Origin of the sequence: Streptomyces sp. NPDC059524 (genome assembly GCF_042749255.1) — a bacterium.
GTDB classification, from domain to species: Bacteria; Actinomycetota; Actinomycetes; order Streptomycetales; family Streptomycetaceae; genus Streptomyces; species Streptomyces xanthii.
Window position 1 is genome coordinate 19,282 of sequence record NZ_JBHYTK010000106.1, and the last position, 9,729, is coordinate 29,010.

Genomic DNA, 9,729 nt, shown 5'->3' on the forward strand with positions numbered 1-9,729 from the left:
GACCTCCACCCCCCCCCCCCCCCCCCCGATGCCCTCTCACAACCCCACCCGCGGGGGGCGGGCCCCCCCCCCCCCGCCCCCCCGGACGGAGAGGCGACATGCTGGCAGACGTACTGGGACTCACCGCCGAAGAGGCGGACACCTACCGCATCCTGGTCTCGGTGGCCTCCGCCACGCCCACCGGACTCGCCGAACTCGTCGGCCGCGACATCCTCCAGGTGTGGCGCGTCCTCGGCAGGCTCGAGGACCGCGGGCTCGTCGCCCGCAGCCTCGGCGACACCACGCGGTTCGTCGCCGCCCCACCGGCCGTCGCCCTCCAGGCGTCCCTGGCCCGGCGGCAGAACGAGCTCGATGTGGCGCGGCTCGAACTCGACTCCCTGGACGAGGTCTACCGCGCGGCCACGCTGGGGCGCGGGGCGGCCGAGGTCGTCGACGTGATCCACGGGAGCGAGGCCATCAGCGAGCGCGTCGGGCACATGCAGCTCGGAGCCCGGAAAGAGGTCATGAATTTCGTCAAGGCGCCGTTCTTCTCGCCCAGGAACATGACCGGAGAAGCGGTCACCGAACGCGGTGTGCGATGCCGCGTCATCGTCGAACGGGCCATGGTCGACGGAGGAACTCTGCCGTTCGACGACATTCTGCGGGCCCGGGATTCCGGGGAAATGGTCCGGATCGCGGAAACACTGCCGTTGAAACTCTTCATCGTGGACAGTGAGTTGGCCATTGTTCCGCTGCTCGGTTCCGCCCGTGCGGCGAAAGAGGGGGCCCTGCTCGTACACGAGTGCAGCCTCCTCGACGCGTTGATCGCGCTGTTCGAGGCCGAGTGGGAGAAGGCGACGCCGTTCGCCGCCTCCGCGGACGCGCTGCCGGGCGCGCCCGCCGTCGGTGACCTGGGTGCGCAGATCCTCGGCCTGATGCTGGCAGGCCTCACCGACCAGGCGATCGCCACCCAACTGCGCACCTCCGCACGGACGGTGCAGCGCAGGATCAGCCAGATGATGGCCGCCGCGAGGGTGCAGAACCGCATGCAGCTGGGTTTCCGTGCGGCACGGCTCGGCTGGATCGACACCGGACCGGACAACGCCTGACTTCCGCGCACCGGGCTGAAAGGATCGGGCCCGGTGTCGTCTACCGCAGGGAGTGGGCATGCGCAGGGGTCAGGGTCCGTCCGTCGCCGTCGTGGGCGGCAGCATCGCGGGATGTGCCGCGGCGCTGGCGCTGCGGCGGGGTGGTGCGGGGGCGGTGACCGTGCACGAGCGGGCGACCGACCCCCTGGACGCGCGGGGCGTCGGTGTGGCCCTGCACGACGACCGGTACGCCGAGCTGGCCGCGTCCGGCTATGTCGACGCGTCGATGCCGTGGGTCCAGATGAGGCGGCGGCGCTGGTACGTGCGGGACGACGCGGCCCTCTCGCCGCTGGGCCGCGACCTGTGGACGACCCCGTTCCCGTTCCGCGCGTACAACTGGGGTTCCCTGTGGCGGGAGCTGCGGCGCCGGGTGCCCGCGGACGTGGAGGTGCGGTCGGGTTCGCCGGTGCGGGAGGTGGCCGCGGATCCGGACGGGGACGGGGTGCTCCTTCGGACCGGGGCGGGCGCGCCCGAGCGGTTCGACCTGGTGGTCGGCGCGGACGGCTACCGCTCGGTGGTGCGGGCCGCGGCCTGCGGAGACGTACGCCCCGAGTACGCGGGGTACACGGCGTGGCGCGGCGCGTTCCCGGTCGAGCGGCTCGCGGCGCCCGGCCTCTGGCCCGAGGACGAGTGCGCGTACGTCGTCTTCCCGGGCGGCCATCTGATCGTGTACCGCATCCCGGAGGGGTCCGGCGGCGGGCGGCACGCCAACTGGGTGCTGTACACGACGCCGCCGCCCGGCCACGCCCCGGCGCCCGACTCCCCGGTGAGCCTGCCGCCGGGCACCGCGCCCGCGCCGCTGCGTGATCATCTCGCGTACGTGGCCGAGGAGTTGCTGCCCCCGTACTGGGGCGACCTGGTCCGGCAGACGACGCCGGAGGAGCTGATCCTTCAGCCGCTGTACGACTTCACGGCGGCGCGGTACACGGCGCCGGGGATGGCGCTGACGGGCGACGCGGCGACGGTGGCCCGGCCGCACACCGGGGCGGGAGCGGTGAAGGCGCTGCAGGACGCGACGGCCCTGGAGGCGGCGCTGTCCGGGACGTCCACCCTGTCCGCCGCGCTCGCCGCGTACGACGCCGACCGGGCCGCGGTGGGCCGCACGATGGTGACGCTCGGGCGCCGGCTCGGCCGGGAGCTGGTGGAGCGGACCCCGCGCTGGGGGGACATGGACCGTACGGAGCTGGAGAAGTGGTGGGGCGGGCTGGACGGTTCCGGCGCGTTCGGCGGACGCAGTCTCACGCGGCGCACCGGATGACGGCGGGGGCGCGCGAAGTCCGCCGGGACACAAAGCGGCTGATCCCCTATCAGAACCCGGTCACCGTTTTGGCATCGACGCGCCCGGCTCCATAGGATCCGCCGATGATCACTAGAAAACGGCTGGCGGCGGGCGCGAGCGCCCTGCTCGCCGCCGTCGCCCTCGGCGGGTTCGGTCCCGTCGGCAGCGCGGCGGCCGCCGACGAGCCCGCGGGGGACAAGCCCGCCCCCAAGGTCGAACTCGTCCTGGACGTCAGCGGGTCCATGCGGGCCCGCGACATCGACGGCGACTCCCGGATGGCCGCCGCGAAGCAGGCGTTCAACGAGGTGCTCGACGCGACGCCCGAGGAGGTCGAGCTCGGCATACGCACCCTCGGTGCGAACTATCCCGGCGAGGACCGCAAGACGGGCTGCAAGGACACCGCGCAGCTCTACCCCGTGGGCCCGCTGGACCGCACCGAGGCGAAGACCGCCGTGGCGACGCTGCGGCCGACCGGCTGGACGCCGATCGGCCCGGCGCTGCTGAAGGCGGCCGACGACCTGGAGGGCGGTGACGGCACCCGCCGGATCGTCCTCATCAGCGACGGCGAGGACACCTGCCAGCCGCTCGACCCGTGCGAGGTGGCCCGCGAGATCGCGGCGAAGGGCATCGGCCTCACCATCGACACGCTCGGCCTCGTGGCCGACGCCAAGACGCGGGCACAGCTGTCCTGCATCGCAGACGCCACGGGCGGCACGTACACGTCCGTCCGTCACAAGGACGAACTGACCGACCGCGTCGGCCAGTTGGTCGACCGAGCCGCCGACCCGGTCGTGACGCCGGTCGCCGTCGAGGGCGCGGCGCAGTGCGCGAGCGCCCCGCAGCTCAAGCCCGGCCTGTACACCGACCGCGAGAAGTTCGGCGAGCACCGCTACTACCGGGTCGACGTCGAGCCCGGCAAGGAGCTGCGCGCCGCGGTGAGCGTCGCCGCGGACCGGGCCGTGAACCGGGACTACGGGGTGCTGCTGCGCGCCGTCACCACGCACGGCCGGGAGATCGTGCGCGGCCAGGGTGCCGGGGACGGACGCACGGACGTCGTCTCGACGGGCCTGCGCTACCCGAAGCCGGATGCCGACTCCGACTCCGGTTCCGACGGCACCGATGAGCCGCAGGCCGAGACGGTGTGCCTCCAGGTGTCCAACTCCTACTCGGCTCCGGCCTCCGTCAAGACCACGCCCGGTCTCCCGGTCGAGCTCACGGTCGACGTCGTGGACGGGCCCGACGGCTCCTCCGACGTGGCGGCGTTCGGTCTGGGACGTGGCTGGTGGCTGCTCGGCGCGCTCGTCGTGGCCGGGTTCCTCACCGGTGTGATCTGGGGCTGGCTGTCGCGCTGGCGGGTGGCCGTCTGGAGGACGAACTGATGCGACGCGCACGAATTCTGACGGGCGCCCTGCTGGGCGGACTGATGTCCCTGCTGGCGTTCGCGGGCCCCGCGGTGGCCGACGACGAGGACGCGGAGCAGAAGGCGCCGACCGAGGCGGGGACGTCGTTCCGTACGGCGACCCCGTTCGAGCAGGGCCAGAAGCCGACCGCGAGCGCGTCGACCGGCGACTACCTGTACTGGTCGTTCCCCGCCGACGCCGGGCAGCGCCCGACGGTCCGGGCGAGCGTCGCACTCCCCGACGCGCAGGCCCGGCACGGGGCGCAGAGCTGGCGGATCGACGTGTACGACGGGCTGCGGCGCCGCCAGTCGTGCATGTACGGGACGCAGGCGCGCACGGTGCCCGCGGACGCGGCGAAGGTCGAACTGGCCTGCACGCTGCGGACGGTGCGGGCCTGGTCCGAGCCGTGGGCCGATGACCCGCTGCCCGGCTCCTACTACGTGCGGCTCACGGTGACGGGGCTCGACGACGCGGACCTCGGTCTGCCGGTGTCGGCGTCGCTGGAGGCGACGTCGAAGGAGATCGGCGCGGCCGCGGCGGTGGACGGTGCCCTGTCCGAGCCCCTGGTCGCGCCCGGCGTCCCGGACGACCACGACTGGTCCTCCCCGTGGTGGACCACGCGCTGGCTCTGGACCGCGCTCGGCGCGGCGCTCGCCGCCCTGGCCGGCATCTGGGGCTACGTCCTGACCCGCCCCCGCCGGGCCTGACCCTCCTCGGACCCGAAGCCCCTGAGGGCGCACGAAGTGCGCCTTCAGGGGCGCGGGGAACTGCGCGAGAAGCCCCACCGGCCCGCACCCGGCGACGAAATCGCAAGCCCCAACGGCGGCACCCCTGGGGCTCCGCCCCAGACCCCGCTCCTCAATCGCCGGAGGGGCTTGAATTGCCGAACCGTCGCTGTCAAGCGCACCAAGGGGCCCGGAGCCGGCCTAATCCTGTCAGGCGCGCGAAGGGTCGGTCATGAGCGCCTTCGCCAAGGCCCCGGTGCCGGTGACGGTCACCGCTCCCTCGCGCGCGGCCGCGACCACATCCCGCTCACCGCGAGCGATCGCCCCGGCCACCTCCGCGTCCAGCACCAGCCGCACATCCGCCTCGCCGCCCCCGAACACGCCCTCCCCGTACGGGTCCCCGTCCAGACCGACCCGTACGAAGAACTCGCCCTCGTCGACGTGGACGGTCACGACGCCGCTCTCCCCCAGCCCGGCGAGTCCGCGCAGCACGGGAAGGGCCAGCCAGTGGGCCCGGACCGCGTCCGTGGCCCGGCGCTCGGCCAGCAGCGGCCCGCCCCACTCCCCGAGCGCCTGCAGCACGGGCAGCAACTCGCGTCCGCGCGGGGTGAGTTCATACACGTAGGCGGAGGCGGGCGGCGCGAGGCGGCGGCGCACGGCGACCCCGTCCCGCTCCAGGTCCTTGAGCCGCGCGGCCAGCATGTCCGTGCTGACGCCGGGCAGATCGGCGTGCAGGTCGGTGTAGCGGCGCGGCCCGGCGAGGAGTTCCCGCACGATCAACAGCGTCCAGCGGTCCCCGACGACGTCGAGAGCGCGGGCGGCGGCGCAGTACTGGTCGTAGCTTCGGCGGCTCATGACCGGCAGTCTATGCAACTTGTTGGACTTTCCAAGCTCCAGCTTGGTAAAACCAAGTACCCCAGCAAGGAGGCACGCACATGGAGTTCCGGCAGTCGAGCAAGCTGAGCGAGGTCTGCTACGAGATCCGCGGCCCGGTGATCGAGCACGCCAACGCGCTCGAGGAGGCCGGCCACAGCGTGCTGCGTCTCAACACCGGAAACCCCGCCCTCTTCGGCTTCGAGGCGCCGGAGGAGATCGTCCAGGACATGATCCGGATGCTCCCGCGGGCGCACGGGTACACCGACTCGCGCGGCATCCTGTCCGCCCGCCGCGCGGTGGCCCAGCGCTACCAGGCGCTCGGCCTGGAGGTGGGCGTCGACGACGTGTTCCTCGGCAACGGCGTCTCCGAGCTGGTCTCCATGGCCGTACAGGCGCTCCTGGAGGACGGCGACGAAGTCCTGATCCCCGCCCCGGACTTCCCGCTGTGGACGGCGGTGACGACGCTGTCCGGCGGCAAGGCCGTCCACTACCTGTGCGACGAGCAGTCCGAGTGGTACCCGGACCTCGACGACATGGCCGCGAAGATCACGGACCGCACCAAGGCCGTCGTCATCATCAACCCGAACAATCCGACCGGCGCGGTCTACCCGAAGGAGATCGTCGAGGGCATCCTCGATCTCGCCCGCCGGCACGGCCTGATGGTGTTCGCCGACGAGATCTACGACCAGATCCTGTACGACGACGCGGTGCACCACAGCGCCGCCGCCCTCGCCCCCGACCTGGTCGTGCTCACCTTCTCCGGGCTCTCGAAGACGTACCGGGTGGCGGGCTTCCGGTCGGGCTGGCTGGTCGTCACGGGCCCGCGGCAGCACGCCAGGAGCTACCTGGAGGGCCTGACCATGCTGGCCTCCATGCGCCTGTGCCCGAACGCGCCGGCCCAGTACGCCATCCAGGCCGCGCTCGGCGGACGCCAGTCGATCCGTGAACTGACCGCGCCGGGCGGCCGGCTGCACGAGCAGCGCGACAAGGCGTGGGAGAAGCTCAACGAGATCCCGGGCGTCAGCTGCGTCAAGCCGAAGGGCGCGCTGTACGCGTTCCCGCGCATCGACCCGGCCGTGCATCCGATCGTGGACGACGAGAAGTTCGTCCTCGACCTGCTGCTGCGGGAGAAGATCCAGGTGGTGCAGGGCACGGGCTTCAACTGGCCGCGCCCCGACCACTTCCGCATCCTGACCCTCCCCCACGCCGACGACCTCGACGCCGCGATCAGCCGCATCGGCCGCTTCCTGAGCGGCTACCGGCAGTAGGTCACCGCCCGGCGGGTCCGCCGACCGCCTCCACGACGAAGAAGAGGAAGCAGGGCTGCGTCGTGAGCTTGTCGTAGCCGTCGGGGAAGAGCGCGCGGGCGGCCGGGTCGGGCCGCGGTTCGCTCAGGGCGGTGACGCGGAAGCCGGCGGCGGCGAAGGCCTCGGCCATCGCGTGGATCGGCCTGCGCCACAGCCGCATCGGCAGACTCCGGCCACCGAACTCCCACGTGAAGGTGTAGCTGCTGGTCGCGAAGTAGTCGGGCCGCGTGCCCGGGTGCGTGTACGCGACGAAGGGGTGGTCCACGGACGCGATCAGCCGGCCGCCGGGCCGCAGCACGCGGCGCAGTTCGGCGAGGGTCGGCCCCCAGTCCTCCAGGTAGTGCAGCACCAGGGACGCGATGACGTCGTCGAACGCGCCGTCGCCGAAGGGCAGCGGGTCGCGCAGGTCCCCCACGTGCAGGCCGGCGCGGTCCCCGAGACGGCGGCGGGCGAGCGCGATCATCGCGGCGCTCGCGTCGATGCCCGTGACGCGCGCCCCGCGTTCGGCCAGTGCGTCGGACAGCGGGCCCGCGCCGCAGCCGGCGTCGAGGACGCGGCGGCCGGTGACGTCACCGGCGAGGCCGAGCACGGCCGGCCGCTCGTAGTAGGCGTTCGCGAGGCTGTGCTCGGTGGCCTCGGCGTACACCTCGGCGAACCGGTCGTAGTCGTTCTCCGTCGTGCCCGTCGGACGATCCATCGGGGCAGCCTACGGGGCCGGCCGGAACCCGAGGGGGGCTGAACGAGCCGTTCCGGGGGCGGGTTACGGTCGGGGGATGGAGAACGTACTGCGCCCGCTGATCGTCCTCGGCGGTTCCGTCGTGCTCACACTCCTCGTCGGGTGGGCCGTCGACCGTCTGCTGCAACGCGCCGACCGGCGCCACCCGGAGACCCCGTTGTGGGATCTGCTGCGCCGCTGCCGGCTCCCGTACCAACTGGTGCTGTGCTCGGCCCTGCTGCGCGGCTCGTACGACCAGGCGCGGATCGCCCGGGACCACACGGCGTTCATCGGCCAGGTGCTCAGTCTCGTGCTGATCGGCGCCACCGCGTGGCTCGTCGTGCGGATCGCGACGGCGATCGTCGAGTCGTCCTACACGCGCTACGCCGACCAGCACCGCGACGCGGCGCGGGTCCGGCGGGTGCGCACGCAGATCACGCTCATCCAGCGGATCGTGACCGCCGTCGTCGGCGTGGTGGCGGTCGCCGCGATGCTCCTGACGTTCCCGTCGTTCCGGGCGGCGGGCGCCTCGCTGCTCGCGTCCGCGGGCATCATCAGCGTCGTCGCCGGTGTCGCGGCGCAGTCGACGCTGGGCAATCTGTTCGCCGGGTTCCAGATCGCGTTCGGCGACATGGTGCGGATAGGCGACACCGTCGTGGTCGACGGTGAATGGGGCACCATCGAGGAGGTCACCCTGACCTACCTCGCCGTCCGCACCTGGGACGAGCGGCGGATCACGATGCCGGTCTCGTACTTCACGTCGAAGCCGTTCGAGAACTGGTCGCGGGGCGGCGCCCAGATGACCGGCACGGTCTTCTTCCACCTGGACCACAGCGCCCCGATCGACGCGATGCGCGAGAAGCTGCACGACATCCTGCGCGAGTGCCCGGCCTGGGACGGCCGCAACTGGGGCCTCGCCGTCACCGACACGACGCCGAGCACGCTCCAGGTCCGCGCGGTGGTCACCGCCAAGGACGCGGACGACATCTGGACGGTCCGCGTCACCGTCCGCGAGCACCTGGTCCGCTGGCTCGCCGACCGGCACCCCTACGCCCTCCCGCGCGTGAACACCGCCGCGGCCGTCCTTCCTCCGGACACGGACTCGGTCGTCTCCCTGAGCCGCGACGGCCGCCCGCCCCGCACCGGCCGGGGCTGACCCCGCCCCTTCCGGCGGCCACGCCGGGTCAGCCGGCGCCGGGCCCGTCGTGGACGGTCAGGGCTCCGGCGAGGTCGAGGTCGGCGTTGGTGCCGTGGGCGCCGGCGCGGACGAGCAGCACGGCGCCGAGCGCGGTGCTCCAGAAGGTCCTGGCCTCCACGTCGAACGGCCGGCCGGCGCCCCAGCCGCGCGCCTCGGCGAGCCGGCTCACATAGCGCTCCGACTGCCGGAACAGCAGTTGGAGGTGCTGATCGACCACGGGCGCGAGCTCGGGCTTGGAGATCCCGGCGGCCAGGGCCCGGGCGACCGACGGCAGCGAGGGCATGGCCAGGACGGCGCGCGCGATGTTGCGCCGGAACGCCGCCGCGTCGGGGGCCTGCCGGCCGATGCGTTCGATGCGCCGGGCGTCGTGCAGCAGGCCGAGGAACGCGGCGTGCACGAGCAGCGCGTCCTTGGACCCGAAGTGGTACGTGACCTGGTTCGGGAAGACGCCCGCCGCCGCCGCGATCTCCGCGACGCTCACCTCGGCGCCGGGCCGCTCCTCGCAGAGCCGCGCCGTCTCCTCGATCAGTTTGCGCTTGGTCGCGCGCCCGCGGTCGCGCGGCCGGGCCGCGGCCTGTCGCGCCCCGGTGGGCTGCTTCTTCGCCTTCTCCGCTTTCTCCACCCCGGAATTGTATGTGATACAACATGGCTTCGTTCGTTTGTATCGCATACAAGAAAGGTCGAAGCGCATGCACCGGACCGAAGTCGTCGTGACCGGACTCGGCGCGATCACACCGCTCGGGGCGGACGTCGCGTCCACCTGGGAGGCCCTGCTCGCCGGCGCGTCCGGCATCCGCGGCGGCGCCCTTCCCGGCCACGAGGACATCGGCCTGCCCGACGTCCCGGCGGGCCCGATGGCGGCCGATCCCGCCGTGTCGCTGCCCCCGGCGCGGGCCAGGCGGCTCGACCGTTCGCAACAGGCGGCCTTCACCGCGGCGGCCGAGGCCTGGGCCGACGCCGGTGCCCCGCAGACCGACCCGGACCGGCTCGCGGCGGCGATCGGCACGGGCATCGGCGGTGTACGGACGCTGCTGAAGGAGGACGACACCCTGGAGGCGGCCGGGACCCGGCGTGTCTCGCCGCGCACGGTGCCCATGCTCAT

Annotated in this window: 10 protein-coding genes; 7 read left to right on the top strand and 3 right to left on the bottom strand. The window is 73.0% G+C overall.

What is annotated here, in order from left to right; all coding sequences use genetic code 11:
- The first annotated feature begins 98 nt into the window (after window positions 1-98).
- The 4 genes from ACFW9D_RS26030 (at window position 99) to ACFW9D_RS26045 (ending at window position 4,513) form a co-directional block, all read left to right on the top strand.
- Window positions 99-1,088 (top strand): helix-turn-helix domain-containing protein, encoded by a 990-nt coding sequence (locus tag ACFW9D_RS26030; RefSeq protein WP_384625422.1) that lies wholly within the window; start codon window positions 99-101, stop codon window positions 1,086-1,088.
- Between the two features lie 58 nt (window positions 1,089-1,146).
- Entirely contained in the window at window positions 1,147-2,385 is a 1,239-nt protein-coding gene (locus ACFW9D_RS26035; protein WP_384625424.1) for an FAD-dependent monooxygenase, read from the top strand.
- 104 nt (window positions 2,386-2,489) lie between these two features.
- Window positions 2,490-3,785 (top strand): VWA domain-containing protein, encoded by a 1,296-nt coding sequence (locus ACFW9D_RS26040; protein ID WP_188336139.1) that lies wholly within the window; start codon window positions 2,490-2,492, stop codon window positions 3,783-3,785.
- A complete protein-coding gene (locus ACFW9D_RS26045) occupies window positions 3,785-4,513 on the top strand; it encodes a hypothetical protein (protein WP_188336140.1) in 729 nt (242 codons plus the stop codon). The genes ACFW9D_RS26040 and ACFW9D_RS26045 overlap by 1 nt, the downstream gene beginning before the upstream one ends.
- Window positions 4,514-4,741: 228 nt before the next feature.
- Here ACFW9D_RS26045 and ACFW9D_RS26050 read toward each other — a convergent pair whose 3' ends face one another.
- The gene (locus tag ACFW9D_RS26050) at window positions 4,742-5,386 is read right to left on the bottom strand and encodes a winged helix-turn-helix transcriptional regulator (protein ID WP_384625427.1); all 645 of its coding nucleotides are present in this window, start codon (window positions 5,384-5,386) and stop codon (window positions 4,742-4,744) included.
- 80 nt (window positions 5,387-5,466) lie between these two features.
- Here ACFW9D_RS26050 and ACFW9D_RS26055 point away from each other — a divergent pair, with 80 nt between their 5' ends.
- A complete protein-coding gene (locus ACFW9D_RS26055) occupies window positions 5,467-6,675 on the top strand; it encodes a pyridoxal phosphate-dependent aminotransferase (RefSeq protein WP_188336142.1) in 1,209 nt (402 codons plus the stop codon).
- Between the two features lies 1 nt (window position 6,676).
- On the opposite strand, the gene ACFW9D_RS26060 is transcribed toward ACFW9D_RS26055, so the two are convergent.
- Window positions 6,677-7,411: a class I SAM-dependent methyltransferase gene (locus ACFW9D_RS26060; RefSeq protein ID WP_384625431.1), complete on the bottom strand. Its 735-nt coding sequence runs from the start codon at window positions 7,409-7,411 to the stop codon at window positions 6,677-6,679.
- Between the two features lie 76 nt (window positions 7,412-7,487).
- Between ACFW9D_RS26060 and ACFW9D_RS26065 the strand changes: the two genes are divergently transcribed.
- Window positions 7,488-8,585 carry a mechanosensitive ion channel family protein gene (locus ACFW9D_RS26065; RefSeq protein ID WP_384625434.1) on the top strand — a complete coding sequence of 366 codons (1,098 nt, stop codon included), beginning with the start codon at window positions 7,488-7,490 and terminating at the stop codon, window positions 8,583-8,585.
- A gap of 28 nt (window positions 8,586-8,613) precedes the next feature.
- Here the strand turns inward: ACFW9D_RS26065 and ACFW9D_RS26070 are convergent, their stop codons facing one another.
- Entirely contained in the window at window positions 8,614-9,249 is a 636-nt protein-coding gene (locus tag ACFW9D_RS26070) for a TetR/AcrR family transcriptional regulator C-terminal domain-containing protein (RefSeq protein WP_384625436.1), read from the bottom strand.
- Window positions 9,250-9,316: 67 nt separating this feature from the next.
- On the opposite strand from ACFW9D_RS26070, the gene ACFW9D_RS26075 reads away from it, so the two are divergent.
- The coding region (locus ACFW9D_RS26075) for a beta-ketoacyl synthase N-terminal-like domain-containing protein (protein ID WP_384625439.1) at window positions 9,317-9,729 on the top strand (413 nt) is incomplete at its 3' end.

What these genes read in the sequence shown, in the direction of transcription:
- ACFW9D_RS26050 (WP_384625427.1), bottom strand. Translation starts at nt 5,386, where the DNA reads ATGAGCCGCCGAAGCTACGACCAGTACTGCGCCGCCGCCCGCGCTCTC.
- ACFW9D_RS26060 (WP_384625431.1), bottom strand. Translation starts at nt 7,411, where the DNA reads ATGGATCGTCCGACGGGCACGACGGAGAACGACTACGACCGGTTCGCC.
- ACFW9D_RS26065 (WP_384625434.1), top strand. Translation starts at nt 7,488, where the DNA reads ATGGAGAACGTACTGCGCCCGCTGATCGTCCTCGGCGGTTCCGTCGTG.
- ACFW9D_RS26030 (WP_384625422.1), top strand. Translation starts at nt 99, where the DNA reads ATGCTGGCAGACGTACTGGGACTCACCGCCGAAGAGGCGGACACCTAC.
- ACFW9D_RS26040 (WP_188336139.1), top strand. Translation starts at nt 2,490, where the DNA reads ATGATCACTAGAAAACGGCTGGCGGCGGGCGCGAGCGCCCTGCTCGCC.
- ACFW9D_RS26055 (WP_188336142.1), top strand. Translation starts at nt 5,467, where the DNA reads ATGGAGTTCCGGCAGTCGAGCAAGCTGAGCGAGGTCTGCTACGAGATC.
- ACFW9D_RS26035 (WP_384625424.1), top strand. Translation starts at nt 1,147, where the DNA reads ATGCGCAGGGGTCAGGGTCCGTCCGTCGCCGTCGTGGGCGGCAGCATC.
- ACFW9D_RS26045 (WP_188336140.1), top strand. Translation starts at nt 3,785, where the DNA reads ATGCGACGCGCACGAATTCTGACGGGCGCCCTGCTGGGCGGACTGATG.